At 61.1% G+C, this 26,436-nt stretch carries 27 protein-coding genes; 17 read left to right on the plus strand and 10 right to left on the minus strand.

Features of this window, described 5'->3' with window-relative positions; translation table 11 throughout:
- Positions 1–90: 90 nt before the first annotated feature.
- Positions 91–1,536 carry a HAMP domain-containing sensor histidine kinase gene (locus WHX55_RS19960; protein WP_150752986.1) on the minus strand — a complete coding sequence of 482 codons (1,446 nt, stop codon included), beginning with the start codon at positions 1,534–1,536 and terminating at the stop codon, positions 91–93.
- 276 nt (positions 1,537–1,812) lie between these two features.
- Between WHX55_RS19960 and WHX55_RS19965 the strand changes: the two genes are divergently transcribed.
- Both WHX55_RS19965 and WHX55_RS19970 read left to right on the plus strand, forming a co-directional pair.
- Entirely contained in the window at positions 1,813–3,159 is a 1,347-nt protein-coding gene (locus WHX55_RS19965) for a hypothetical protein (protein ID WP_353741136.1), read from the plus strand.
- 35 nt (positions 3,160–3,194) lie between these two features.
- Entirely contained in the window at positions 3,195–5,444 is a 2,250-nt protein-coding gene (locus WHX55_RS19970; protein ID WP_353741137.1) for an Ig-like domain-containing protein, read from the plus strand.
- Positions 5,445–5,995: 551 nt separating this feature from the next.
- On the opposite strand, the gene WHX55_RS19975 is transcribed toward WHX55_RS19970, so the two are convergent.
- Entirely contained in the window at positions 5,996–7,444 is a 1,449-nt protein-coding gene (locus tag WHX55_RS19975; RefSeq protein ID WP_353741138.1) for an FAD/NAD(P)-binding protein, read from the minus strand.
- 14 nt (positions 7,445–7,458) lie between these two features.
- Positions 7,459–8,022 (minus strand): XRE family transcriptional regulator, encoded by a 564-nt coding sequence (locus WHX55_RS19980; protein WP_353741139.1) that lies wholly within the window; start codon positions 8,020–8,022, stop codon positions 7,459–7,461.
- Between the two features lie 84 nt (positions 8,023–8,106).
- Between WHX55_RS19980 and WHX55_RS19985 the strand changes: the two genes are divergently transcribed.
- From WHX55_RS19985 to WHX55_RS20025, 9 genes are all read left to right on the plus strand, one after another.
- A complete protein-coding gene (locus tag WHX55_RS19985) occupies positions 8,107–9,039 on the plus strand; it encodes a DMT family transporter (protein ID WP_257605573.1) in 933 nt (310 codons plus the stop codon).
- Positions 9,040–9,314: 275 nt separating this feature from the next.
- Positions 9,315–12,233 (plus strand): monovalent cation/H+ antiporter subunit A, encoded by a 2,919-nt coding sequence (locus WHX55_RS19990; RefSeq protein ID WP_353741140.1) that lies wholly within the window; start codon positions 9,315–9,317, stop codon positions 12,231–12,233.
- On the plus strand, positions 12,233–12,577 hold the full coding sequence (locus tag WHX55_RS19995) for a Na+/H+ antiporter subunit C (protein ID WP_007986256.1): 345 nt from the start codon (positions 12,233–12,235) through the stop codon (positions 12,575–12,577). The genes WHX55_RS19990 and WHX55_RS19995 overlap by 1 nt, the downstream gene beginning before the upstream one ends.
- Positions 12,574–14,259, plus strand: a complete 1,686-nt coding sequence (locus WHX55_RS20000) for a monovalent cation/H+ antiporter subunit D (protein WP_150759418.1) — start codon at positions 12,574–12,576, stop codon at positions 14,257–14,259. The genes WHX55_RS19995 and WHX55_RS20000 overlap by 4 nt, the downstream gene beginning before the upstream one ends.
- The gene (locus WHX55_RS20005) at positions 14,256–14,744 is read left to right on the plus strand and encodes a Na+/H+ antiporter subunit E (protein WP_095945850.1); all 489 of its coding nucleotides are present in this window, start codon (positions 14,256–14,258) and stop codon (positions 14,742–14,744) included. The genes WHX55_RS20000 and WHX55_RS20005 overlap by 4 nt, the downstream gene beginning before the upstream one ends.
- Positions 14,741–15,019, plus strand: a complete 279-nt coding sequence (locus WHX55_RS20010) for a K+/H+ antiporter subunit F (protein ID WP_007986253.1) — start codon at positions 14,741–14,743, stop codon at positions 15,017–15,019. The genes WHX55_RS20005 and WHX55_RS20010 overlap by 4 nt, the downstream gene beginning before the upstream one ends.
- Entirely contained in the window at positions 15,016–15,378 is a 363-nt protein-coding gene (locus WHX55_RS20015) for a Na+/H+ antiporter subunit G (protein ID WP_353741141.1), read from the plus strand. Before WHX55_RS20010 ends, WHX55_RS20015 begins: the two co-directional genes overlap by 4 nt.
- Positions 15,379–15,554: 176 nt before the next feature.
- Positions 15,555–15,860: a transposase gene (locus tag WHX55_RS20020; protein ID WP_353741142.1), complete on the plus strand. Its 306-nt coding sequence runs from the start codon at positions 15,555–15,557 to the stop codon at positions 15,858–15,860.
- Complete coding sequence (locus WHX55_RS20025; protein ID WP_224794543.1) at positions 15,857–16,693, plus strand: IS3 family transposase; 837 nt, start codon at positions 15,857–15,859, stop codon at positions 16,691–16,693. Before WHX55_RS20020 ends, WHX55_RS20025 begins: the two co-directional genes overlap by 4 nt.
- 86 nt (positions 16,694–16,779) lie before the next feature.
- Here the strand turns inward: WHX55_RS20025 and WHX55_RS20030 are convergent, their stop codons facing one another.
- From WHX55_RS20030 to WHX55_RS20045, 4 genes are all read right to left on the minus strand, one after another.
- Positions 16,780–17,217: a DUF3995 domain-containing protein gene (locus WHX55_RS20030; RefSeq protein ID WP_150756605.1), complete on the minus strand. Its 438-nt coding sequence runs from the start codon at positions 17,215–17,217 to the stop codon at positions 16,780–16,782.
- 118 nt (positions 17,218–17,335) lie between these two features.
- Positions 17,336–18,349: an ABC transporter substrate-binding protein gene (locus tag WHX55_RS20035; RefSeq protein ID WP_150756606.1), complete on the minus strand. Its 1,014-nt coding sequence runs from the start codon at positions 18,347–18,349 to the stop codon at positions 17,336–17,338.
- A 118-nt stretch (positions 18,350–18,467) separates the two neighbouring features.
- Positions 18,468–18,671 (minus strand): hypothetical protein, encoded by a 204-nt coding sequence (locus WHX55_RS20040; protein WP_353741143.1) that lies wholly within the window; start codon positions 18,669–18,671, stop codon positions 18,468–18,470.
- Positions 18,671–19,141, minus strand: coding sequence for a hypothetical protein (locus WHX55_RS20045; RefSeq protein ID WP_150726046.1), 471 nt, complete (start codon positions 19,139–19,141; stop codon positions 18,671–18,673). The genes WHX55_RS20040 and WHX55_RS20045 overlap by 1 nt, the downstream gene beginning before the upstream one ends.
- Before the next feature lie 412 nt (positions 19,142–19,553).
- Between WHX55_RS20045 and WHX55_RS20050 the strand changes: the two genes are divergently transcribed.
- From WHX55_RS20050 to WHX55_RS20060, 3 genes are all read left to right on the plus strand, one after another.
- The gene (locus WHX55_RS20050; RefSeq protein ID WP_150726045.1) at positions 19,554–19,802 is read left to right on the plus strand and encodes a hypothetical protein; all 249 of its coding nucleotides are present in this window, start codon (positions 19,554–19,556) and stop codon (positions 19,800–19,802) included.
- A gap of 161 nt (positions 19,803–19,963) precedes the next feature.
- Positions 19,964–20,194, plus strand: a complete 231-nt coding sequence (locus WHX55_RS20055) for a hypothetical protein (protein WP_007973761.1) — start codon at positions 19,964–19,966, stop codon at positions 20,192–20,194.
- 132 nt (positions 20,195–20,326) lie between these two features.
- Positions 20,327–20,563, plus strand: a complete 237-nt coding sequence (locus WHX55_RS20060) for a DUF2789 domain-containing protein (protein WP_007973758.1) — start codon at positions 20,327–20,329, stop codon at positions 20,561–20,563.
- A gap of 5 nt (positions 20,564–20,568) precedes the next feature.
- Here the strand turns inward: WHX55_RS20060 and WHX55_RS20065 are convergent, their stop codons facing one another.
- From WHX55_RS20065 to WHX55_RS20075, 3 genes are all read right to left on the minus strand, one after another.
- Positions 20,569–20,772 carry a hypothetical protein gene (locus WHX55_RS20065; RefSeq protein WP_150726044.1) on the minus strand — a complete coding sequence of 68 codons (204 nt, stop codon included), beginning with the start codon at positions 20,770–20,772 and terminating at the stop codon, positions 20,569–20,571.
- A 129-nt stretch (positions 20,773–20,901) separates the two neighbouring features.
- Positions 20,902–22,506, minus strand: a complete 1,605-nt coding sequence (locus tag WHX55_RS20070) for a methyl-accepting chemotaxis protein (protein WP_353743071.1) — start codon at positions 22,504–22,506, stop codon at positions 20,902–20,904.
- 238 nt (positions 22,507–22,744) lie between these two features.
- A complete protein-coding gene (locus WHX55_RS20075; RefSeq protein ID WP_007907888.1) occupies positions 22,745–23,149 on the minus strand; it encodes a TraR/DksA family transcriptional regulator in 405 nt (134 codons plus the stop codon).
- 370 nt (positions 23,150–23,519) lie between these two features.
- Between WHX55_RS20075 and WHX55_RS20080 the strand changes: the two genes are divergently transcribed.
- The 3 genes from WHX55_RS20080 to WHX55_RS20090 all read left to right on the plus strand — a co-directional run bounded on the left by WHX55_RS20080 (position 23,520) and on the right by WHX55_RS20090 (position 26,387).
- Complete coding sequence (locus WHX55_RS20080; protein ID WP_353741144.1) at positions 23,520–24,125, plus strand: glutathione S-transferase; 606 nt, start codon at positions 23,520–23,522, stop codon at positions 24,123–24,125.
- Between the two features lie 197 nt (positions 24,126–24,322).
- Complete coding sequence (locus WHX55_RS20085) at positions 24,323–25,006, plus strand: response regulator transcription factor (RefSeq protein ID WP_020796732.1); 684 nt, start codon at positions 24,323–24,325, stop codon at positions 25,004–25,006.
- Complete coding sequence (locus WHX55_RS20090) at positions 24,984–26,387, plus strand: HAMP domain-containing sensor histidine kinase (RefSeq protein ID WP_353741145.1); 1,404 nt, start codon at positions 24,984–24,986, stop codon at positions 26,385–26,387. The genes WHX55_RS20085 and WHX55_RS20090 overlap by 23 nt, the downstream gene beginning before the upstream one ends.
- Positions 26,388–26,436: the final 49 nt, after the last annotated feature.

Consider the following 26,436-nt stretch of genomic DNA (forward strand, 5'->3'; position numbering starts at 1 on the left):
AAAACAATGATTTATCACAATCAATGGGCGATGACCGTGGAAAGGACCGGGGATTGAACCCCCGATATTGGGGGTAGTTCATCCCCGTTTTCAGGGGACCAGATTAAACGACAGGCGAACAGTGGTGCCCTCGCCTTCACGGCTATCCAGGGTCGCCGCACCGCCAAAACGCTCCATGATCCGCTTGACCAGCACCAGCCCGACCCCCAGCCCGCCCTGCTTGGTGGTGAAGAACGGCCGGAAGGCCATGGTGCGCTGTTCTTCGCTCATGCCTTTGCCGGTATCGCTCACCCTCACGCTGACGCGCCGGGCATCCTGCGGCTCGATCTGGATGGTCAGCGTACCGCCGCCGTCCATGGCTTCCACCGCATTGGACAGCAGACTGTTGAGGATCTGGGTCAGTTGCACGTGCTGGCTCAGGACCATGGGCGTCTGGTCCGGCTCGAACACCACGTTGACCCTGGCCTTGCTGATCTGATGCTCGTAAGCCATCAGGCTGTCATGCAGGGCCGCCACCAGGTTCACAGGTTCCGCCTCGTCATTGAGCGGTCGCAGGGACTGGAGCAATTCCCGTACCCACGTCGACATGCGATCGACCTGAGTAATGATGTCGTTGATGTTCCCGTGTGCCGGACCGCTGTCGAACTCTATCGCCAGCTCGGCGCTTGAACGGATATTCGCCAACGGATTGCGCAGACTGTGGGCGACCGCTGAGGACACCTCCCCCAGAGCCACAAAGGTTTCGTTGGTGATCAATTGCTTCTGCTGCGTCTCCAGCAGGATCGCCGCCCGCCGCACGATCCAGTACAGACCCAGATAAATCAGACCGCCGCCCAGGGCGGTCGCCAGCCAGATCAGCACCAGGCCGCGCTCCATGCGGTTGATCAGGTCCTGTGGCTCCTTGTAAATCTCGACCATCGCCGTGACGGTGCTGCCATCGGCGTCGAACAGGGGAATGTAGTTTTCGATGAAGGTGTATTTGGGTGGTTCCAGGAACTTCTGCTCCATGCGGGATTTGTCCACATCGTGGTAACTGGTCGACACGGAAATTTTCGAATTGAATGCCCGGTCGAGGTCTTCATCGCCATGGATCGTGATGCCCATCAAGGCCGGGTTGGTCGACCAGATCACCATACGGTCGGGGGCATAGATGTTGACCAGGATCACGTCCGGCAAATTTTCGATATGGTCGAGGAATTCACCACGGGCACTGGCACGGGACAGCGGGTCGACGTCAGGAAAGTCCTTGTCTTTTCGTGGGTCGAGCAACTCGCCCATGGTCCTGACATTGGGAATCGACACATGGCGCACTTCGGCCGAGGCAATCGCCTGAATGAATTGTGAGGTCAATAGCGCATCGCGCTGCACGCTTTCGGTAATTACGAACCGCGAGGACACCGCCCCCAGCGCCACCGCCACCGTGCCGATCACCACCATGCTGATCAGCGAAAACCAGCGCAGCAGATTGAACGGCTCCTTGCGCGTGTTCAAGCGAACTTCGCTTTCGGTCGCAAGTACTTTGGCGATGGTGTTCATGGACACGGTTCCCGGAAACCCCCTATAGGTTTATAGCCCACGCATGGCTGTTTGCCCGGTGTACTACGATCCCCTCCCGCCCCGCGCACCCTATCCACCCCCAAAGCTGGGGAAAGCCGCCCGCGCCCCAGCCTCCCGGTCTGTCACCCGCGACTGCGCCATCGCCCTTACTCCGGGCTTCCCACGGGCGTTTTCGCTGATTGGTATGGAAGTTGCCGAACACCCTGCCAACTGCCCCATGCCCAAGGGACTGGTACTTCGATAGAGGGAATACTCATGCACCCTTTACTGTGCAAAACCGCGTCCGCCCTGATTGTGACCGCTCTAGCCCAAGGCATTGCCCAGGCAGCGCTGTTTGCCGCAGACCCCGGCCCCTACCTGCCAGCCAATGGCAATTTCGCCGCCTGGTATCAAGATACCCACGGCCGAACCCTTGACCTGTGTTTATCCAAGGCTGTCAGTTCCAGGGTTGCCAGCACGCCGGGCGCCCCGACTTACATGTGCTCGTTGATCCCGAACCCCGGAATTTTCGACGACACTCAACCGTTGGTCTTCCCGACCAATTTCCCCGACGAAGCGTTCTGGTCCACAGGCGAAACCACCATCGTCGATGCCGCCCGAGGCATCGACCTGACCTATGTCTCGGCGCTTGAGGCAGCCTTCAGTGGCGGCGATCCGCTGGAGGGCGACCAGATCAGCTTCGCCCGTATCCGTATTCGCATCGACGTGCCCACCGCCGGCACTTATGTCATCACCCACCCCTACGGCGTCGAAGTGTTCAACGTCGACACTCCCGGCCGGCGGGCGATCAACATGACCCGGGACATCGGCATCGGTGCGCCAAAAACCTACGACGGCGCGCTCAAGGGCGACGTCGGGCCGTTCCTGCGCAGCGTCAATGGCCCCTACACCGAGACCAACCCGAGCACTGGCCAGGCCGAACAATTCGTTGGCGATCCGAACCTCACCGAAGCCGTCACTGGCAGCCCGTTCAACACCAACTACGTACGCATCGAAGGCCCCAATGGCCTGGACTTGCGCACCAACCTCTTCGCCGTATCCGGCAAGTTGTCGACGGTGGTCCGGCCGACCCCGGTGATCGCCGAGCGCAGCACCTACTCGCGACAGGCCGGCACCAGCGCCCTGGTGGCCCAGCAGGACGTGTTCGTGCTGGCCCCGCCACCACCGGCCAGCGTGACCCTGGACAGCAACAACCCGGTGCTGAACTTCACCGAAGCGAACACCACTGGCCACTGGTATGCGCAGTCGCCGAACAATCCGACGCTGCCGAGCACCTTGCAGGTGACCGCCGACAACCACTTGGCCATCGCCAGCAGCACGCCGACCACCTTGCCCATGCCGCTGACCGACCTGGTGACGATCTCACGCGCCGAGTACAGCTTGAGCACCGGGCAAATCACCATCGTGGCCTCGACCAGCGATGAAACATCGCCACCGGTGCTCACTGCCACCTCCGGCACCGGTATCGCCATCGGCGCCTTGAGTGGTGACGGCGCGGTGAAAAGCCTGGCCACCGGCATTTCGCCGATTCCGCCCGCCCAGGTTCGTGTGTCGTCGTCCAATGGCGGCAGCGATACCGAAGAAGTGGTCATCGTGCAATGAACGCTCACATGCCCGGATCCTCATCAGGAGGCATCATGAATAAATGGCCACGCCTGGCGCTCAACACCCTGGGACTGATTCTATCGCTGTCCGGCAGTGCCTTCGCGCAACTCGCCGCCGTCGATCCCGGCCCCTACACCTTTGCCACCGGGAAATTCCCGATCTGGTATCAGGACAACAATCTGTTGTCGATGGAGCTGTGCCAGTCACGCGCCGCCAGCTCGCGGGTCGCTGCCAGTGTGCCACCGGCCTACATGTGCACCCTGCTGCCGACACCTGGCGTTTTCGACGACACCCAGCCGATGGTGTTCCCGGATAACTGGCCAGACGAAGCCTTCTGGTTCCTTGCCGAGACCAGCATCCCCAACAACACCGCCGGCTATGGCATGGACGCTTATGTCGCCGGGATCGAAGCTGCATTTGCTGGCGGCAACCCGCTCGACGGCGACCAGATCAGCTTCGCGCGGATTCGTCTGCGGGTGAACATTCCCACAGCCGGGACCTACACCATTACCCACCCCTATGGCGTGGAAACGGTCAACGTCACCACCCCCGGCCGTCGTGCAATCAACATCACCCGGGACGTCGGCGTCGGTGCGCCGGGGGTTTTCAGCGGTGCAGTCAATGGGGCGATCGGTCCGTTCCTGCGCAGCGTCAACGGCCCCTACACCGAAGTGAACCCGGACACCGGTGCCGTCGAAACCTTCGTCGGCGACCCGAACCTCACCGAAGCCGTGACCGGCAGCCCCAACAACACCAACTTCGTGCGCATCCAGGGCCCGGCCGGGACTATCCAGACCAACCTCTTCACCCTGTCCGGCAAGGTGCTCGACAACCGCGCGCAAACCGCGGTGGACATGAGCCGTGCCACCTACCGCCGCATAGCCGGCACGGGCGGCAACAACACCCGGATCGAAGTGTTTGCCAAAGCCGCTAGCGGTTCGACCCTGTGCTTTCGCGAAAGCATTGCCCTGGTCCCCGGCCCACCTGTGTCGCCTTGCCAGACCAACATGCTGAGCGACAACAACGGCGTGTTCTTCGGCCAGCATCTGCTGGCCAACGGGACGGTGCCTCCAGTCGTGGTGGTCACCGCCACCAACCCGGCCGGGACCACCCGCCCGACCGCGGTATCGAGCAAGCTCTCGGACGTGGTGAAAATCCAGACCGCTCGTTACAGCTGGAGCAACCACAGCCTGCTGATCGAGGCCACGTCCACAGACGAGGTGGTCGTACCGGACATGGTCGCCCAGGGTTACGGACGGCTGTCGAAAACCGGCACCCTGCAACGCCTGACGGTGGCTGACCTGACCCAACCCCCTGCAACCGTTACAGTCAAATCCGCCGCCGGCGGCAATGACACCGAGCCGGTCGTAGTCGTCGGCACAGCACCGGACACCGGGGCGAACCAGGCACCGATCTCCGTCGCCGATACCGGCGGCACCAGCTTCGGCGTGCCGATCACCCTCAACCTGCTGGCCAATGACAGGGACCCGGACGGCAATACGCCGCTGAGCATTACCGCGCTGACCCAACCGGCCACCGAGCAGGGCTCCGTGGCATTGAGCGGCACCACGACGGTGGTCTACACCCCTCCCGCTGTCGTCAACGCGCCGCTGACCACGACGTTCACCTACAAGGCCCAAGACGTCAAAGGCCTGGCCTCGACGACAGCGGCAACCGTGACCATTACCGTGGCGCCTAACCGGCCTCCGGTGGCAGTCGCCGATGCCGTCACGACACTGGGTGTGGCGATTCCAATCAACGTGCTGGCCAACGACAGCGACCCGGAAGGCAATGTTCCACTCGCGGTCGCCAGCTTCACTCAACCACCGGCAGATCGCGGCACCGTCAGCAGTAACGGCACGGTGCTCACCTATACCCCACCGGCCACCATCACCACGGCCTTCACCACGACCTTCACCTACATCGCCCGGGACAGCTTCGGCGCCCAGTCGACGTCGCCGGCCACGGTCACGGTGCAGGTCTCGCCACGACCTGCTGCGGAAACCTTCGCAGTGACCACCGCAACGGTGAGCGCCCGTTCCAATAACCGCTTCACCTGGAACTTTGCCGGCACCTCATCGGTGACCACCGGCAACACCATCACCATCAAGGTCACCACTCCGACCGGATTGGTCACCCTGGGCACCACCACCGTACCGGGGAACGGTCGCTGGCGGTTGACAGTGAACAACACCACCACGGTCGTACCGTCGGCGAACCCGACCGCCACGATCACCTCGTCCCAAGGCTCCGTGCGGACGGTGCCGGTGATCGCCAACTGAGCCCGCGCCCCATTAGCCACCTTGGTTGATGGGGCCGGCTTGAGCCCTATGGAAAACCGCGGCCTCGGGTGGGGGGCCGCGGTTTTTTGCCGGGTTTGTTCGTCTGTGAGAATTGAGTCGGTTGACAGGCCGTCATCGCGAGCAAGCTCGCTCCCACAGGGGGCGTGGTTGTACACGGATTTTGCGCTCGACACTGCTCCCACAGAAGAGCAAAAGCAGATCGGCGTACACCCACGCTTCTAACCACTCAACAGGCCGAGCGTTAGCTCGCCTGCAGCTCTTGATCTTGATCCACCCGCCCCCTCGGCAGGCCTCGTTCCGGTGTTCATCCGGGGGTGGGCGCGCAGCGCCGTTCGGCGCAGCCGAACACATCGAGAGGAGGTCGAGCGAAGCCGACCGGAGGCGATGCCCCCGGATGAATGCCGGAGCGAAGGAACCCCGAGCCTTGGCGAGGGGCCGGACGTTCGGGGCGAGCGTTTTTTTGCTTACTTTTTTTAGGCGCTTGTAAAAAAAGTGACTCGCCGTAAGGGCGAAACCACCAGCCGCCGTAACTAAGGAAACGGATATGTACTCAGACCCACAACCTGATCGACGAGTCCCGTCAGCCGCCCGGCCAACGCCTTGGCCTGGCTAGCCACGTCGGTGACGGCGGTACTTTCCCACCACATACCGCGCAAAGGCGGCCCCATGGCAAACAGACGACGGGCGGGCTGACCCTCGGCGTTCAGGACCGCACCATCGACCTCTGCCGCGATGCCCAAGGCCAACGGCCCCGGCCGGACCAGGCCTCGGGCGAGCAATTGCCGGGGCAACGGCCGCGCAACCCGGCGCCAGTCGTATTCGATACCGCTGGAGTTGATCAGGGCGGCACCGCTGACCACACAGCTGTGCGCCTCGCCGCGCCGTCGAAGGCGAATACTCACCTCGCCATTCAGCGAAGGCTCAAGGCCCTGGTAAGAGGCCGCGTGAATACGTAACCGCCCTTCTTTATATAAGCGCTCCACCAGTTCGGCACTCAAGGGTGGCGAGCGGTGGTGATGGCTTTCCCACCACGGCCGCACATGCCGCACAAACTGCCGACGCTGCATATCCGTCGCCTGATGCCACAAGCGACCAATGTGCGCCCGCACCGTGTCCAGCGGCGCCTGCCAGTCGACGCCCTGAGCGATGGCGTCCCGGCAGTGCCGACGCAGTTCGCGCATCAACTGGCGGGGTGTGCGGATGCTCTGATCCTCGGCGAGAAAATCCACCCAGGCCGGTGGCTGGCGCCGCACATGGGGCAGCAGGCCATGCCGGGAAAACACTTCAATCGGCCCGCGATGCCCGGCCTGTTCCAGGGACACCACGGCGTCGACCATGGTCAGGCCCGAGCCGATGATCATGACCGTCGATTGCGGATCGAGCCGCTGCATGGCCGCCACGTCCCATGGGTCGAGGGCCGCCGCATTCAAGCCGCTGGTCCGGGTTTGTGGCGTGCGCGCGGCGGGAAACATCCCGGTGGCCAGCACCGCAAAAGCGCCCTGCAAGCATCGGCCATCGCTCAAGGTCAACCGCACGGCGTCGGCATCGGTTTGCAAATCGACCACTTCGGCCTGCACATGCTCGACCGTCGAACCGTTCAAAGCGCCCACCGCCTGCGCTTCGGCCAGGCGCTGCCGGGCGTACAGGCCGAAAATCCCGCGAGGCGGAAACAGCTCGCTGATCGGCACGTGCTGCTGATCCGATTCCGGCCAGCCGCCAGCCTCGATGTACCCGGTCAACCATTGGGTCAGGTCGTCGGCGTTGTCCGGGTCGACACTCATCCGCGCCGCATTGCCGTTGAGCGTATGGCCCAGTTCCACCGCGCTGTAGGCTTCGCCCCGCCCCAACTCGGCCCGGGGCTCGATAACCAGCACCCGGCGCCGGCCCGGCAAACGCATCAATTGCGCCGCCAGCAGCGCGCCACTGAGGCCGCCGCCGACAATCAGGATGTCGGCGTCATTGGTCAAGGTCTGGCCCATCGTACTCTCCCTGTTCAGATCACCACATTACGCACAAACTTCGCCGCCACCGCCCCATCGTTGCGATAACAGTGCGGCTGGTTGCTGGCGAACATGAAAAATTCACCCGCGCCGATATGCTGCGGCTGGTCGCCGAGCATAACGGTCAGGCAACCTTCGAAGACATAAATCTGCTCGCTCCAGCCATCGGCGTCCGGCTCCGACGGATACACCTCGCCCGGTTGCAGGCACCATTCCCACTGTTCGACTTCGCGGCTGGCCTGGGCTTTGGAGAGCAACACCGCTTTACTGCCGGGGATCGTGCCAGTCCAGGCCAGCTCATTGATACGGCTGGGATCGCGGGCGTCGGGCGCCTGGATCAAATCACTGAAGGCGACGTCGAGGGCTTCGGCCACGCGGTCGAGGGTGGTCAGGCTGACGTTCTTTTCCCCCGCCTCGATCGCCACCAGCATTCGGCGGCTGACTCCGGACTTTTCGGCTAGCGCGGTCTGGCTCAGGTCAGCGGCATGACGCAAACGGCGGACGTTTTGACTGACGTGCTGGAGGACCGAAGCCCGTTGAGTAGAATCTTTGTGCACTATATTGCTCACTGAGTGGGGTTGGGCAGTATACTGCGCAACATTCGGCGCATTGTGCGTCCCCCTCCAGTAGCGTGCAAGGTCATGACGTCGGTGAACTCCCCAATGGCTTCCTCCCGTTTTACAAGGTTCAGCAAGGCCGAATGCGTGCTGGTACTGATCACGATGGTCTGGGGCGGTACCTTCCTGCTGGTACAGCATGCGATGACCGTCAGTGGCCCGATGTTTTTCGTCGGCCTGCGCTTTGCCGCCGCCGCGAGCATCGTCGCCCTGTTTTCCTGGCGTCACCTGCGCGACCTGACCTTGTTCGAACTCAAGGCCGGGGCGTTTATCGGCGTGGCCATCATGCTCGGCTACGGTTTGCAGACGGTCGGGTTGCAGAGCATTCCCAGCAGCCAATCAGCATTCATTACTGCGCTGTACGTCCCGTTTGTGCCGCTGTTGCAATGGCTGGTGCTGGGGCGGCGTCCGGGGTTGATGCCCAGCATCGGCATCATGCTGGCCTTTACCGGGTTGATGCTGTTGTCCGGGCCGTCCGGTGCGTCGTTCAACTTCAGCCCCGGTGAAATCGCCACCTTGATCAGCGCCGTGGCCATTGCGGCCGAGATCATCCTGATCAGCACCTATGCCGGCCAGGTCGATGTGCGCCGGGTGACGACGGTGCAACTGGCAGTCACTTCGGTGCTGTCGTTCCTGATGGTGGTGCCGACCAACGAGGCGATACCGGACTTCTCGTGGTTGCTGCTGTGCAGCGCGCTGGGCCTGGGGGCGGCGAGTGCGGCGATTCAGGTGGCGATGAACTGGGCGCAGAAAAGCGTGTCACCGACCCGCGCCACGCTGATCTATGCCGGCGAACCGGTATGGGCCGGGATTGTCGGGCGCATTGCCGGGGAACGCTTGCCGGCGATTGCCTTGGTCGGGGCCGGGTTGATTGTGGCGGCGGTGATAGTCAGTGAGTTGAAGACCAAGGGTAAGGGTGCGGTGGTTGAGGAAGAGCTGGAGCAGGAAACACAGTGATAAACCGCAAACTCTGCATTTCCAGATAGGCCGCCATCGCGAGCAAGCTCGCTCCCACAGTGTTATGTATTGCGCACAAAACTGTATGTACACCTCAAAACCTGTGGGAGCGAGCTTGCTCGCGATGGCGTCAGTACAGGCGAAAACCCTCTACCAGAAACAATGTGAATCAGGGCTTTTCCGTCTACCGTGTAGGATTCTGCGACAGCTTGGCGTTTGGTGATCCGGGAGCTGGCACGTATGATGCTTCACAAACTTCCGCAGATTAGAAGCCTATGTCCCTGATAGTTCTACTGCTTCTGCCTTTCATAGGCAGCTGTTTGGCGGCCGTGTTGCCGCACAATGCACGTAACGCCGAATCCCTGCTGGCTGGCCTGATCGCCCTGATCGGCACCGTTCAGGTCGCCTTCCTGTACCCGCAGATCGCCGATGGCGGCGTCATTCGCGAAGAGTTTTCATGGTTGCCCAGCCTGGGCCTGAACTTCGTCCTGCGCATGGACGGTTTCGCCTGGCTGTTCTCCATGCTGGTGCTGGGCATCGGCACCCTGGTTTCGCTGTACGCCCGCTACTACATGTCGCCGAACGATCCAGTGCCGCGATTCTTCGCGTTTTTCCTGGCCTTCATGGGCGCCATGCTCGGGCTGGTGATCTCCGGCAACCTGATCCAGATCGTGTTTTTCTGGGAGCTGACCAGCCTCTTCTCGTTCCTGTTGATTGGCTACTGGCACCATCGCGCCGATGCCCGGCGCGGCGCCTACATGGCGCTGATGGTGACCGGTGCGGGCGGTTTGTGCCTGCTGGCAGGGGCCATGCTGCTCGGCCATGTGGTCGGCAGCTATGACCTGGACAAGGTCCTGGCCGCCGGCGACCTGATTCGCGCCCATGCCCTCTACCCGATCCTGTTGCCCCTGATCCTGATCGGCGCACTGAGCAAAAGTGCGCAATTTCCCTTTCACTTCTGGCTGCCCCACGCCATGGCCGCGCCGACCCCTGTGTCGGCATACCTGCACTCGGCGACCATGGTCAAGGCCGGGGTCTTCCTGCTCGCGCGGCTATGGCCCTCGCTGTCGGGCAGTGAAGAATGGTTCTACATCGTCAGTGGCGCCGGCGCCTGCACCCTGTTGCTCGGGGCGTATTGCGCGATGTTCCAGAACGACCTCAAGGGATTGCTGGCCTACTCGACCATCAGCCACCTGGGCCTGATTACCCTGCTGCTCGGCTTGAACAGCCCGCTGGCCGCCGTCGCCGCGGTGTTCCACATCCTCAACCACGCCACGTTCAAGGCCTCGCTGTTCATGGCCGCCGGCATCATCGACCACGAAAGCGGCACCCGCGATATCCGCAAACTCAGTGGCCTGTACAAGCTGATGCCGTTTACCGCCACCCTGGCCATGGTCGCCAGCGCCTCGATGGCCGGCGTGCCGTTGCTCAACGGTTTTCTCTCCAAAGAGATGTTCTTCGCCGAAACCGTGTTCATCAATGCCACGCGCTGGGTCGAACTGAGCCTGCCGATCGTGGCAACGATTGCCGGTACCTTCAGCGTGGCTTACTCCCTGCGTTTCACCGTGGATGTGTTCTTCGGCCCGCCCGCGACCGACTTGCCCCACACGCCCCACGAGCCACCGCGCTGGATGCGCGCACCGGTCGAGTTGCTGGTGTTCGCCTGCCTGCTGGTGGGGATCTTCCCGGCCCAGATAGTCGGCCCGCTGCTCGCTGCCGCGGCGCAACCGGTGGTCGGTGGCACACTGCCCGAATACAGCCTGGCCATCTGGCACGGCCTGAACGCGCCTATGATCATGAGCCTGATCGCATTGTCCTGCGGTTCCGTGCTTTATCTGCTGCTGCGCAATCAATTCAAGCGCGGGCGCTTCGACCGTCCGCCCGTCATCGGGCGCCTGGACGGCAAGCACTTGTTCGAATACGCGCTGGTCGCCATCATGCGCCTGGCCCGCCGCCTGGAACCGCGGATTGGCACCAAACGCCTGCAAATGCAGTTGTTCCTGGTGGTGCTCGCCGCCGTGCTGGCGGGGTTGATCCCCATGTTGCACAGCAGCCTTCACTGGGGTGACCGGCCGAAAATCCCGGGGTCGATCGTCTTCGTCACCTTGTGGTTGCTGGCCATCGTCTGCGCCCTTGGCGCGGCCTATCAGGCCAAGTATCACCGCCTCGCAGCCCTGACCATGGTCAGCGTCTGCGGCCTGATGACCTGCGTCACCTTCGTCTGGTTTTCCGCGCCGGACCTGGCCCTGACGCAACTGGCGGTTGAAGTGGTGACCACGGTGCTGATCCTGCTGGGCCTGCGCTGGCTGCCACGACGGATCGAGGAGGTCTCGCCGTTGCCGGGCAGCCTGCGTCGGGCGCGGGTGCGGCGTATCCGCGACTTGCTGCTGTCGACTGCGGTCGGTGTCGGCATGGCGTTGCTGGCCTACGCCATGCTGACGCGCCAAACCCCCAACGACATTTCCTCGTTCTACCTCAGCCGCGCCTTGCCCGAAGGTGGTGGCAGCAACGTGGTCAACGTGATGCTGGTGGACTTCCGTGGTTTCGACACCCTTGGTGAAATCACCGTGCTGGTGGCCGTGGCCCTGACCGTGTTCGCTCTGCTGCGTCGTTTCCGCCCGCCGAAAGAAAGCCTGCAACTGCCAGCCCAGCAACGCTTGCTCGCGCCGGATGTGGTCACCGACCTGGTCAACCCGCGTCACGCCAGCGACACCGCGCTCGGTTTCATGATGGTGCCGGCGGTGCTGGTGCGCCTGCTGTTGCCGGTGGCGCTGGTGGTGTCGTTCTACCTGTTCATGCGCGGGCACAATCAACCGGGCGGCGGTTTTGTCGCCGGGCTGGTGATGTCGGTGGCGTTCATCCTGCAATACATGGTCGCCGGCACGCAGTGGGTCGAGGCGCAAATGAGCCTGCGGCCACTGCGCTGGATGGGCACCGGACTGATGATTGCCACGGCCACGGGCCTGGGCGCGATGGTCGTCGGCTATCCGTTCCTGACCACCCACACCTGGCATTTCTCATTGCCGCTGCTGGGTGACATTCACCTGGCCAGCGCGCTGTTCTTCGACATCGGCGTGTACGGCGTGGTGGTCGGCTCGACCCTGTTGATCCTCACCGCCCTCGCCCACCAATCGGTGCGCGGCCACAAAACCGCCGCCCAGCCCAGATCCGTTGCCGCCAAAGGAGCCGTCTGATGGAAGAAGTCATCGCAATCGCCATCGGCGTACTGGCCGCGTCCGGCGTCTGGCTGATCCTGCGCCCTCGGACGTTCCAGGTGGTCATGGGCCTGTGCCTGCTGTCCTACGGCGTCAATCTGTTCATCTTCAGCATGGGCAGCCTGTTCATCGGCAAGGAGCCGATCATCAAGGACGGCGTGCCGCAGGACCTGTTGCACTACACCGACCCGTTGCCACAAGCCTTGGTGCTGACCGCGATCGTCATCAGCTTCGCCATGACCGCGCTGTTCCTGGTGGTGCTGCTGGCTTCCCGGGGCCTGACCGGCACCGACCATGTGGATGGCCGGGAGCCCAAAGAATGATGGCGATGACTCACCTGATCGTCGCGCCCATCCTGCTGCCGCTGCTGACCGCCGCGATCATGTTGATGCTCGGCGAGAAGCACCGGCCGCTCAAGGCGAAGATCAATCTGTTCTCCAGCCTGCTCGGGCTGGGCATTGCCGTGGCATTGTTGCAATGGACACAAGCCACCGGCGTACCCGGCTCCATCGGTGTGTACCTGCCGGGCAACTGGCAAGTGCCGTTCGGCCTGGTGCTGGTGGTCGATCGGCTGTCGGCGCTGATGCTGGTGCTGACCGGCATCATCGGCGTCAGTGCACTGCTGTTTGCCATGGCACGCTGGGACGGCGCCGGCTCGAGTTTTCACGCGCTGTTCCAGATCCAGATGATGGGCCTTTACGGCGCGTTCCTCACCGCTGACCTGTTCAACCTGTTCGTGTTCTTCGAGGTGCTGCTGGCCGCGTCCTACGGGTTGATGCTCCACGGCTCGGGCCGGGCGCGGGTGTCGTCGGGGCTGCATTACATCTCGATCAACCTGTTGGCCTCGTCGCTGTTCCTGATTGGCGCGGCGCTGATCTATGGGGTCACCGGCACACTGAACATGGCCGACCTGGCGGTTAAAATCCCGCTGGTGTCCGAAGCTGATCGCGGCTTGCTACACGCCGGCGCGGGGATCCTGGCCGTCGCGTTTCTGGCCAAGGCCGGCATGTGGCCGCTGAACTTCTGGCTGGTGCCGGCCTATTCGTCGGCCAGCGCGCCGGTGGCGGCGATGTTCGCGATCATGACCAAGGTCGGCGTCTACACCTTGCTGCGCCTGTGGACGCTGCTGTTCTCCGCCCAGGCCGGGGCATCGGCGTTCTTTGGCGGCGACTGGCTGATCTATGGCGGCATGGCGACCATCGTCTGCGCCGCCATGGCGATCCTCGCCGCGCAACGCCTGGAGCGCATGGCCAGCCTGAGCATTCTGGTGTCGGCGGGCATTCTGTTGTCGACCATCGGTTTCGCCCAGCCGAACCTGGTCGGCGCGGCGCTTTTCTATTTGTTCAGCTCGACCCTGGCGCTGAGCGCACTGTTCCTGCTGGCCGAACTGATCGAGCGCTCGCGCTCGGCCAACGAAATCCTGCTCGAAGATGAAACCGAATTGCTGCCCCGTCCTCTGGAATCCCTGCATCCGCCCAAAGGCACCAACCTCGACGACGACCAGAAAGCCGTGGTCGGCCAGGTGATTCCCTGGACCATGGCGTTTCTTGGCCTGAGTTTCATCGCCTGCGCCTTGCTGATCATCGGCATGCCGCCGCTCTCCGGGTTTATCGGCAAGCTCGGGTTGATTGGAGCGTTGCTCAATCCGCTAGGCCTGGGCAACAGCGGCGATGCACCGATTTCCAATGCTGCATGGGGCCTGTTGGTGTTGTTGATTGTGTCCGGACTGGCGTCGCTGATCGCATTCTCGCGCCTGGGCATCCAGCGTTTCTGGACGCCAGCGGAACGACCATCGCCCCTGCTGCGACGCCTTGAATGCGTACCGATCTTCGCCCTGCTGGGCTTGAGCATTGCGCTGACCTTCAAGGCAGAGCCGCTGCTGCGCTATACCCAGGCCGCCGCCGATGCCTTGTACAACCCGCAGCAATACGTGATGGCGGTGCTTGACACGCGCGTCGTACCGAACCCGTCGGCCGTAGCGGCCCCGCAGGAGGTGCAACCATGAAGCGCCTGTTTCCGGCACCGCTGCTATCGCTGGCCCTGTGGCTGCTGTGGCTGTTGCTGAACCTGTCGATCAGCCCCGGCAATCTGCTGCTGGGTGCTGCGCTGGGGTTCTGTGCGCCATTGATGATGCGCAGGCTGCGTCCGCTGCCGGTGCGCATCCGTCGCCCTTGGGTGATCCTGCGCCTGGTCCTGCTGGTCGGGCGCGATGTGCTGGTGTCCAACCTCGCCGTGGCCTGGAGCGTGCTCAATGCCGGTCGCCGCCCGCCCCGCTCGCAATTCATCAAGGTGCCGCTGGACCTGCGTGACGCCAACGGCCTGGCCGCGCTGTCGATGATCACCACGGTGGTGCCCGGTACGGTCTGGTCGGAGCTGGCGCTGGATCGCAGCATCCTGCTGTTGCACGTCTTCGACCTGGACGACGAGGCGCTGTTCATCCAGCACTTCAAGGCGACCTACGAACGTCCGTTGATGGAGATCTTCGAATGAGCCCGTTGCTGTCGAACGCGATCCTGCTGAGCCTGTTCTTCTTTTCCCTGGCGATGATCCTGACCCTGATTCGCCTGTTCAAGGGGCCGTCGGCCCAGGACCGGGTTCTGGCGCTGGACTATCTGTACATCGTCGCGATGCTGATGATGTTGGCGCTGGGCATTCGCTATGCCAGTGACACCTACTTCGAGGCGGCGCTGCTGATCGCCCTGTTCGGTTTCGTCGGTTCGTTCGCCCTGGCGAAATTCCTGCTGCGTGGCGAGGTGATCGAATGAACACGTCATTGTCGTTGTGGGTGGAAATCCCGGTGGCGATCCTGCTGGTGCTCGGCAGCCTGTTTGCATTGATCGGCGCCACCGGCCTGCTGCGCATGAAGGATTACTTCCAGCGCATGCACCCACCGGCCCTGGCCTCGACGCTCGGGACCTGGTGCGTGGCGCTGGCGTCGATCATCTACTTTTCGGCGCTCAAGTCCGCGCCGGTATTGCACGCCTGGCTGATTCCGATCCTGCTGGCGATTACCGTGCCGGTGACGACCCTGCTGCTGGCCCGGGCGGCGCTGTTTCGCAAACGCATGGCCGGGGATGATGTGCCGGCTGAAGTGAGCAGCCGCCGGAGTGAGAGCGGTAGTTAAACCAAAGTTTTGTATTGACTGGACTGGCCTCTTCGCGGGCAAGCCCGCTCCCACAGGGTTAAGTGTTTAATTCGGAACTTGTATACGACACTGACCCTGTGGGAGCGAGCTTGAACTGGCCTAATAATTCCGGACACCTCTTAAGGGCGATATGATTTCGCCAACTTGGAGGTTCCATGAACGAAAGAAAGGTCTATACCCGCGAGTTCAAGCTGCTTGCTGCCAGCATGGTGCTTGATGATAACTGCCCGGTTCCAGAAGTGTGTGCATCGCTGGATATCGGCCCTACCGCTTTACGGCGTTGGGTCGATCAGGTTCGCAAGGAACGCGAGGGACAGCCAGTCAAAGGCACCAAGGCGATTACCGAAGATCAGCGCCAGATCCAGGAACTAAAGGCCAAGATCAAACACATGGAAATGGAAGCCGAGATCTTAAAAAAGGCTACCGCTCTCTTGATGTCGGATCCCGATCGTTTTCGATGATTGCGGAACTAAGAGAGTCATTCCCGACTGCCATTGTGTGTCGTGTTTTCGATGTGAAGCGCAGCAGCTTTTATGAGTGGCTTCAGCGGCGAGCCAAACCGCGGATCAGACGCGAAGACCTCAAGCTGAAAGTGGTTGAACTGCACAGCGAAAGCCGGGAAGCCATGGGTTCCAGAATGATCAGCAAGAACCTGAAGTCCCAAAACATCGCGATCGGAAGAGGCCTTGTCAGGGCGCTAATGAGGGAGGCCAACATTGTCAGTAAACAACGCCAGCCTCACCCATTCAGATCCAAAGGCGTTGAAGCATTTGTCGCGCCCAATCGACTCAAGCGCAATTTTAAGCCGACTGCAGTTGATCAGGTCTGGTGTGGCGACGTTACCAGCTTGATGGTGGGCGAGCGCTGGGTTCATCTGGCCATCGTGATCGATTTGTTTGCTCGCCGCGTCATTGGCTGGGCGTTTTCGCTGGTCAATGACGCCAACTTGGTCAGCAAGGCGCTACGCATGGCGACAGAGGTGCGAACGTGTCCTCCTGGACTGATGTTCCATTCAGATCAGGGCTGTCAGTACACCAGTCGCAAGTTTCAAGAAGAACTGAAGCGTCATGGCATTTTGCAAAGCATGAGTCATCGCGGGCAGTGCTGGGACAATGCTCCAACGGAGCGCTTTTTCGGCACGCTGAAATCAGAATGGGTGCCTCGTAGTGGCTACAGCAAGATCGAGGAAGCAAAAACCGATATGGTGCGTTTCTTCCTGTACTACAACCGCACCAGGCTCCACAGCTACAACAACTACCTGTCGCCAATAGCCATGGAGCAAAAAGCGGCATAAACACCGTAACCGGTGTCCGGGATTACTTGACCAGTTCAGCTTGCTCGCGATGAGGCCAGTATTGTCACTACAGAAACGTCGCTTAATCAGACCCAGGCCACCGCCAACAACCCCGCCCCCAGCACCACACACAACGGCGAGTAAACCCAGGTGTCGAGCCGGGCAAATTTAGAGCCTTTGACCTCTTTGAAAAAACCCACCAACTCCGAATCGCCAATGGCCCGGGCAAACAGCAAAATCGCGATCGCGCTGATCACCCACTGCAACGACCAGTGATGCAAGGGTGGCAGGCACCAACCCACCCGCAAGCACACCAGCACCGCAATCAACAGCAACACCCCGGCCACCACCAGCGTGATCCAGCCTCGTGGCTTGAACGCTGGCCTCAGTTGTGCGCTGCCCTCCTGCGGTACTTGCGGGACCGCCGCCACTGCCGCCCACTCACCACCCAACGCCCAATACACATGCACCAGACTGATCACTGCGAAGATCGTCACCAGCCATTGAGCCAACAACAGGGTCATGGTTCAGAGATCCTTGAAAGGGATATGAACCGAACATTGTAGGAGCTACCGCAGGCTGCGATGTTTTGATTTTGCATTTTTATGACAAAGATCAAAAGATCCCGACCTGCGGCAGCGCCTACAGGGCAGCGGAGACTTTATCCGCCACGTCCTTGGGCAACCACGCCCGCCAGACGTCCGGATGAGCCTTCATGAACGCCTCCGCCGCCTGACGTGGCGGCGTATGCTTCTCGCTCATCTCGGCCAGTGCTTTGTTCAGCGGATCGATCGGAAAGTCGACCTTGGCGAAGAACTCGGCAATCTGCGGATATTGCTTCTGGAAGGGAGTGGACACACCGATCGACAACTTGGAGGCCAGGGAACGGGTCGGCTGTGGATTGGGGTTGTCGGCGTCGGTCAAGGTCTTCCAGGCTTCGGCGTCGAACGGCGGCTCTTCGAGTTGGATCAGCTTGAAGCGGCCGAGCAACGGCGTGGGTGACCAGTAGTAAAACAGCACCGGCTTGCCACGATGAATTGACGAACTGATCTCTGCGTCCAGTGCCGCGCCCGATCCGCTGCGGAAGTTCACGTAGCTGTCGTCCAGCCCATACGCCTTGAGCTTCTGCTTGTTGACCACTTCCGAGGTCCAGCCGATGGGGCTGTTGAGGAAACGTCCCTTGGTCGGGGCTTCCGGGTCCTTGAACACGTCTTTGTAACGCGGCAGGTCGCTGACGCTGCGCAGGTCCGGCGCCAGCGCCTTGATGCCCTTGGCCGGGTCGCCCTTGATCACATATTCCGGCACCCACCAGCCTTCGGTAGCGCCCTTGACCGTGTCGCCGAGGCTGACGACCTTGCCTTCGGCTTCCGCCTTGACCCACACCGGGCTGCGACCGGCCCACTCTTCGCCAATGACCTGGATGTCATTGTTGGCCAGCGCGGTTTCCAGGGTGATGGTGGTGCCCGGCAAGGTGTCGGTCGGCAGCCCGTAGCCCTTCTCGACAATGATGCGCAAGACGTCGGTGATCAGGCTGCCGCTTTCCCAGTTCAGGTCGGCGAAGTGGATCGGCGTCTGGGCGGCAAACACCGGGGCGGGTGTCGCCAGCAAAGCGAAAGTGGCCAGGACCGCAGCCAGCAACCGTCGAAATCCGTTCATGCTTTTGCACCTCGTGCTGTTCACAGCAATAGCAGGATGGCCTGGCAGTAGACCGCGAAGCCTCTGAATACTCAGTCCACTGACTGTAGTAGAGGTTCCTGCTTTCGAGGTGCGTGGGTCAGTTTTCGCAGGTTTCCTGCAAACGCATCAGCTCTCGTCTGACCATGCTGGCGTATTCCGCCGGTTGCAGTTGGTAAAGCTGTGACGCCACCCAATTCAGCCAGGCTCCCTGCAGAATGGTCTTCTGCCCGAACAACCGCTGCGCTTCGTCTTGAGCGCTGGCCAGGTTCTGTTCGTGGAAGTCGGCGCGGGTCAGGGTCATCACTCGCTGGCCTTGAAGGTCACCAGTTCGCCCTTGCGCCACTTGGCCGCCTTGGCGGTCACGGCTTTGAGGGTTTTGGTCAGGCCTTCCTGCAACTGTTGATGGGCGGCGAACACCATCACCACGCTATGACCTTCCTTGAACACGATCCCCTGACCGTCAGCCGTGGTCACGAAGGCGTAATCGCCAATGCCGTAAACCGTCAGCTTGATGTCGCGGAACTTGATGTCCAGCTTGCCGCCTTCGCGGCTGGGCAGCACGGACGCGCTGAAATGATCGCCGACCTTGAGCTTGAGTCCGGGCTTGTCGTCCACCACCAGGGCTGATTCGGTGTCGATTTCGGCAATGTAAATGCCTTCAGCGTTCTGTTCAGTGAGGTAAACGAAACGTGACTGAAACTGCTTTACCAGCTTTGCGCGCAAATCACCCAGCACGAACAAAGCATGCATATCGAGATTACTTACTGCCAAGGAAACATCCCCACATCTGAAAAATGGCGCCGTGCGCGAAAAATAAACGCACAGCCAAAAAAGCGGCAATGCCGAAGGTGTCGCCAAAGAACCCGGATTGAAGTCCTGAATGAGCAGTGCACTCATTCATCACGAAGCTTGAGAAGACTACTGGAACGTCACTCGCGTCGTCCTGCGTGGCGTTCGTCACAGGTTGAAGGAAAACGCCCTCCCTGCTGCCAGAAAATCATGGACTATCAACTTCGGGGAAAAATCTCATCAAGAAAAAATCTTTTCCTACATATCGTCCGCAAAAAATTGCTTTAGATAAACATCATTCACCCACCAGTGGGGGTGATTCTAGAGCAGCGATGCTCTTGGAGACTAGCCAAAACGACGTACATACGTCGGTAAACAATGAAAAGGACTTCATATGTGCACGCTGACTCACTTTGCTTATCCCTTGGCGCCTGACTCAGAAACAGCGCCGATCCCGCACCCGATACGGTTGCGCGTACACGAACCGCTTCCCGATGTCCCGGCCCGCCCGCGATTTCAGGTGGTGATGGCGGGCATTGCCTTCTTTCATATCAAGGATATTTCGACAGGCTGCGTAAGAGGTTTCCGAGCTGATCATAACGAAGCCTGTGCCCTCGCCCGGTTTCTGGAATCACATTGTTGACATGCCCGTCGTGCTCATTTCCATCGACATTTCGTCTGCCCGCCGACTTATCTCAGCCGTCGACGGGCAACTACTGCCATACTGCCCGCCAAATAAAACGGACCCGCAGAAAATCGGGTTGCGTTGACAACAACAATGTTTTTCCAGGGGAAGTCGGCAACGTGACGGAATTTGATATCGGCGAGTTTTTTATCCGGGGTGAAGCCAGAGAAGTCGAGGGTGAATTCCAGGCCGTGATTGTCATGCGGGCCAAACCACCGCTGAAGACCGTGACGTATCACCAGGTCGAAAAGGATCGCTGGTTCAAAACCCCGGATGTGGCCGCCATTGCCGCCCAGGAATCGGCCCGGGAACTGAAGGCCGCGGTCGATGCTGGTGCATTGAAAGCCTGATGGTCGGGTTGGCGGTCTATGCTCATGGTTGCACTTGAACATCGCGATCGAACTCCGCCCGTGCGGTGCCCTCGAAATCAGGACACCGCGCTTCGCTTCTCGAACCGACTGATGACCTGCAAGGAGATGAAGATGGAATCACCGACCCATGACTTGAAAGGCCTGTTCGACCAGCTCGGCCTGGACTCCAGCCAGAAAGCGATCGACGACTTCATTGCCGGCCATTCCCTGCCTGACGACAAGAAACTCATCGACGCCGAGTTCTGGTCACCGCAACAGGCCGGCTTCCTCAAGGAACAACTGCGCGAAGACGCCGACTGGGCGCGGGTGGTCGACGACCTGAACCTGCGCATGCACCAGACCCACTGACAACCTCAATGCAGGCTGCCAGGACTTTCGGCGCTCAATTGCGCCACCCAGGCAGCCTTGCACTCCTCCGCTTCATCGCGACTGGAGAACGCCGTACCCCGGCGCTCGCCATTGAGCAACACCACCCAGCAGACCCTGCGCCCCATGGATCGCAAATTGGCGGGTACACCGCTGCCGATCATGACCGCGACATCAACTTTGCCTTGCATGCTGACCTCTCGAAATTCATTAGCAACCTAATTAGTAGGTATGTTAATCAGTTTTCCGACGAGGAAACAGCAAAACCCTGCACAGGTTCATTGCAGGATTCGTAACAATCGTCCGGCAGCCCGAGGCTTCTAGCGCGGCTTTTCCGGTTTGTAGCCCAGGCGCAAACCGCCCCAATGCCGACCCTTGAGCATGATCGGCACCGAAAGATCGTGCATCAACTCGCCGGTGTCGCGTGTATAGGTTTGCAGCAGCACGGCCTTCTGATGGCTGCCGCAGCGGATCCCGGTGCGGTCAGCGAACTTGCGCTTGGTCCGGTTCTGCAAGGCATCGACCTGCGCGTCCCCCGTCAGCGGCTGGCTGAACGCCTTGTTATGGGTTGGCACATAACCCTGCTGGGTGCAGGCGATGGCGAACACCAATCCTTCGTGACGCGGCAACAACGGCTCTTGAATCGCTGGCAATACCTGATCGGTGTAACGGTCGAAACGCGTCTGGTACTTGGTCGGGCTGGTATTGGGGATGGCCTGGTAATTGCGGTCGAACAGATCGTCGAGACTGATTCGACCGGCATCGATGTCCGCTTCGAAACGCGTGGCAATCTGCCTCGCGGCTTCCCGGGCCAGGTCATAGATCCGCTGGTGATAGTCATCCAGCCCCACCTCGGCAAGACGCTCGCTGATGGTTTCGGCCTGCCCTTCCATTTGCACCGCCGCCTGGGCCAGGCGCTGAGTCTGCTGGTCGCTGACCGCCAGATCGCTGCGCATCTGTTCGATGGCGTGAAACAGGCTGTCGAGTTGTTCGCGGTTGGTGTCTGCCCCTTGGGCGATTGCTCCGACCTGGGACTCGACGCTGGCCGCCAGTCGGGCAATGTTTTCCAAGTGCTGCCCCGTGCGCTCTACCTGCTCGACGCCGGAGTCAAGGTCGCTGGACAGTTGCCGGATCTGCTCCACTACCTGCGCCGTGCGTTGCTGGATGTCGGCCACCATTTCGCCCACTTCCCCCGTGGCGGTCGCCGTGCGTGCGGCGAGCCCGCGAACTTCGTCGGCCACCACTGCAAAGCCGCGACCGTGCTCCCCCGCCCGCGCCGCTTCTATCGCTGCGTTCAACGCCAGCAGGTTGGTCTGGCTGGCGATGGACTGAATCACCAGGGTCACTCGCTGGATATCATCGCTGCGCAGGCTCAAGGCTTCGATCAGTTCACGGCTGTTGCTGGCGCGCTGGCTGAGCTGATGCATGCGCGCAATGGACTCGATCAATTCCGTACGCCCGACCACTCCGCTTTGATGAGCCTCGCTGGCGGCACAGAGCGCCTGGCGACTGAGCGTCGAGGTGGCCTGTTCGGTGGTGATCATGACTTCGGCATTGCTGACGATCTGTGCTGCCGCCGTGAGCTGCGATTGCAGTTTGTCCGCCAGTTGCCGAACCGAAAACGCCACACCGGCGGCCGACAGTGCGTTATGGCTGGTGGTGCAGGAAAGATCGCGAGTCAACTCGCCGATGGCATCGGGGTTGGCGGGGGCAGCAGCCTCCAGGGTCGCGCGCGAACGCAGGCGAGGCAGCCAGATAATCAATACGGCCAGGGGCAGGCCAAGGTAGAGCGACCATCCGCCCAGCGTCATGCCACTTAACAACAGCATCAGGGCGATGCTTTGCAGCGTTGGCGTCAGCCAGCGGTTTTTCGGCAACAGCACGGGTGCGGGCACTGCCGCAACCAGAGACCCGTCTCTCGTCATCATCGTCACCCCGGAAAGCTTCTAATTGTTGTCTTCGCATTAAACGCCACCATAAAGCCATTATCCATGAGCCTTTAGTCGCGAACGTTGCAGCAGATCAATAGAAGAACCGGGAAATCGAAGACGGCAGAAAACAAAGATCGCAGCCTGCGGCAGCGCCCTACTTCAAATGCGTAGGAACTGCCGCAGGCTGCGATCTTTTCAAAGGCAGTCCATCTTGATGGACTGACTCGCAGAATCAGGCCTGACGCTGGTGCTTGTCGATTTGCTCGTGACGTTCCTGAGCTTCGATGCAGTACTTGGTGGTCGGGCTGATCAGCAGGCGCTTGAGGCCAATCGCCTCGCCGCTGTCGTCGCACCAGCCGAAGCTGTCTTCCTTGATGCGCTCAAGGGCTTGTTCCAACTGAGGCAGCATGCGCTGGTCGCGATCGATCGCGTTCACCAGCCAGGTGCGCTCTTCTTCGACCGAAGCCGCGTCTGCCGGATCGGCCGGGGTGTCCAGGCTTTCGATGGCGATGCGGTTCTGTTCGATGCGCTCATGGGTTTCGACTTTCATGTTCTGCAACAGCTCGGAGAAAAAAGCATGTTGCTCGGCATTCATGTAGTCATCCGCCGGCATGGCCAGCAACTTGTCCTTTGTCATTGATATCTCTATAAAAAAACGTGCATTAAGGCGAATAAGGGAGCGTTCCGGCAGACCTGGGCAGGCCATCGGAAAGGCGCCGTTTGTTCCAAGCGCCACCCGGCACTCAATTTACGAGGGGCGGCAGTCTACGGCCGACTTGAGGCCTCAGCAACTGAAAAGACTGCGAATTTGTCCGACAAAGCCCTGAAAATGCTCTAAGGCAGGCTTTGAGGCGGTAATCGGAGTGCGTTTATAGCAAGAAATTCAATCGAGCGGCTGTATATAGAAGACAAACGGCTGGCACCGGGCATTATTCACGGTCATTTGCAGGGCTGCGAACCTCAGCTAAGGTTGTCCCTCCCGAAATGGCCATATAAAGGAAAGGACCATGAAGCTGATCGGTATGCTGGACTCGCCCTATGTCAGGCGCGCCGCCATTTCTGCCAAATGCCTGGGAATCACGCTGGAGCATCAATCGGTCTCGGTGTTCCGCCACTTCGAACAATTCCGGCAGATCAACCCGGTGGTCAAGGCGCCCACCCTGGTGCTGGATGACGGTGAGGTGTTGATGGATTCGACGCTGATCATCGACTACCTGGAAACCTTGGCCGGCAACAGCCTGCTGCCCGTCGAGCCGGGTCAGCGCCTGCGCGCGTTGCGCCTGATTGGCCTGGCGCTGGCCGCCAGCGAAAAATCCGTGCAGCTTTACTACGAGCGCAACCTGCGGCCGGCGGAGATTCAATTCGAACCCTGGGTGCAGCGGGTCGAAGGACAGCTGACGGCAGCCTATTCGGCGCTGGAGCGGGAGCTGAAAAAGCAGCCGCTGAAGACTGACGGTTCGATTGAGCAGGATGGCATTACCCTCGCCGTAGCCTGGAGTTTTACCAATCTGGTAGTACCGGACCAGGTGAGTGCGGCGCAGTTTCCGCGGATCGCGGCATTCACGGTGTATGCCGAAAGGCTTGAGGTGTTTGTGGATACGCCGATCGAATAGATAGATTCGCTTCGCCAGACCTACCGTCATCGCGAGCAGGCTCGCTCCCACAGGGGTTTGCGGCGAACGGGTATGTTCAGCGGGATCGGTGCATTGACCGAAACTCGGAATGTCCATGAACTTTTATTTAGAAAGCCTGCGATCATTTCTTGGCAAAATGCCGCACAACGTTGTGAACATTTAATCAGGCCAGCCTTATGACCCGCATCTTGACCATCGAAGACGACGCCGTGACCGCACGGGAGATTGTCGCCGAACTGAGTAGCCACGGCCTCGACGTCGACTGGGTCGACAATGGCCGCGAAGGGCTGGAGCGCGCGGTCAGCGGCAACTATGACCTGATCACCCTCGACCGCATGTTGCCCGAGCTTGATGGCCTGGCGATTGTCACCACCCTGCGGACCATGGGCGTGGCCACGCCGATCCTGATGATCAGCGCGCTGTCCGACGTCGATGAGCGAGTGCGTGGCTTGCGCGCTGGCGGCGACGACTACCTGACCAAACCCTTCGCCACCGATGAAATGGCCGCCCGGGTCGAAGTCCTGCTGCGCCGGCAGAACACCGTGACCGCCCAGGCCACCACGCTGCGGGTGGCGGATCTGGAGCTGAACCTGATCAGCCACGAAGCCAGCCGCGACGGTCAACTGCTGACGCTGTTGCCCACCGAATACAAACTGCTGGAATTCCTGATGCGCAATACCGGGCAAATCCTCTCGCGGATGATGATTTTCGAAGAGGTCTGGGGTTACCACTTCGACCCCGGCACCAACCTGATCGACGTACACATTGGCCGTCTGCGCAAGAAGATCGACCCACCTGGCAATGTCCCACTGATTCGGACCGTGCGAGGCTCGGGTTATGTCATTGCCGAACCCGTCTAAAGGCTGGCGCTCTTCCAGCAGCCGTCTGCTGGCGCTCTACAGTTCGCTGTTCGTGATCTGGAGCGGGATCCTCATGGGGGTCATGTACTACGAGGTTTCCGCTTACCTGGACAACCTGGCCAAGCATTCGCTGATGCAACGCCAGCACCTGTTTTCGCGTTTTTCCGGCGAACAACTGGTGGACGCCCTCGCCGTCAGCATGACCTTCGACATCCGCGGCATCGACGCCTACGGTCTGTTCGATGCCCAACACCGTTACCTCAGCGGCGCCCTGCGCTACATTCCGGACGGCTTGCCGCTCGATGGCAAGATCCACATGCTGCGCGACTGCGATGCCTCCGACGACAGCGACGACCAGAGGCTGCCCGCCGACAGTTGCGACGCCGTGGCGACCCGCACCCTCGACGGCCGCTGGCTGGTGCTGGTGCGCGACAACGGTTCGCTGTTCGCCGTGACCCGGATCATCCTTCACGCCTTGTTCTGGGGTGTGACCCTGACCATCGTGCCGGGCATCGTCGGCTGGACTTTGCTGCGGCGCCGGCCGTTGCGGCGCATTCGCGGGATTCAGGCCAGTGCCGAGGCCATCGTCGCCGGCGATCTGAGCCGGCGCTTGCCACTGTCCAATCGGCGTGACGAACTGGACATGCTCGCCGCCATCGTCAACGCCATGCTCGAACGCATCGAGCGCTTGATGAACGAGGTCAAGGGCGTGTGCGATAACATCGCCCATGACCTGCGCACGCCCCTGACCCGTCTGCGCGCGCAGCTTTACCGCATGCAGCAACAAGCCGGCGAAGGCTCGCCGCAGGCCATGCAACTGGACCTGGTGCTGGCCGAAGCCGACACACTGATGGCGCGTTTTCGTGGCTTGCTGCGGATCTCCGAGCTGGAAGACCGCCAGCGTCGCTCCGGCTTCGTGCAAGTGGACCCGGTGGCGTTGTTGCAAGAACTGCATGAGTTCTACCTGCCCCTGGCGGAAGACGACGACCTGGTGTTCCAGCTGCACCTGCCCGCGTCGTTGCCACCCCTCCATGGCGACCGGGCACTGCTGTTCGAAGCGGTGGCGAACCTGCTCAGCAACTCGATCAAATTCACCCCGCCCGGCGGCGCGGTGATCTTGCGCGGGGTCAATGATGGCGGGCACACGCGGATCGAAGTGCTTGACTCCGGCCCGGGCATTCCCGAGGCGGAACGTGAAGCGGTGTTCCAGCGCTTCTATCGCGCCGAGGCGGGCAATCATAAAAGCGGCTTCGGGCTGGGGCTGTCCATCGTCGCGGCGATTGTCAGCCTGCACGGGTTTACGCTGGAGGTGGGCAGAAGCGAACTGGGTGGCGCGCGGTTGGTGCTTGATTGTCGGGAGAGTTTGATTCCGCAGGCCTGACAAAGTCCCACTAACCATGATCAACCCCTGTGGGAGCGAGCCTGCTCGC

Origin of the sequence: Pseudomonas fluorescens (genome assembly GCF_040448305.1) — a bacterium.
GTDB classification, from domain to species: domain Bacteria; phylum Pseudomonadota; class Gammaproteobacteria; order Pseudomonadales; family Pseudomonadaceae; genus Aquipseudomonas; species Aquipseudomonas fluorescens_BH.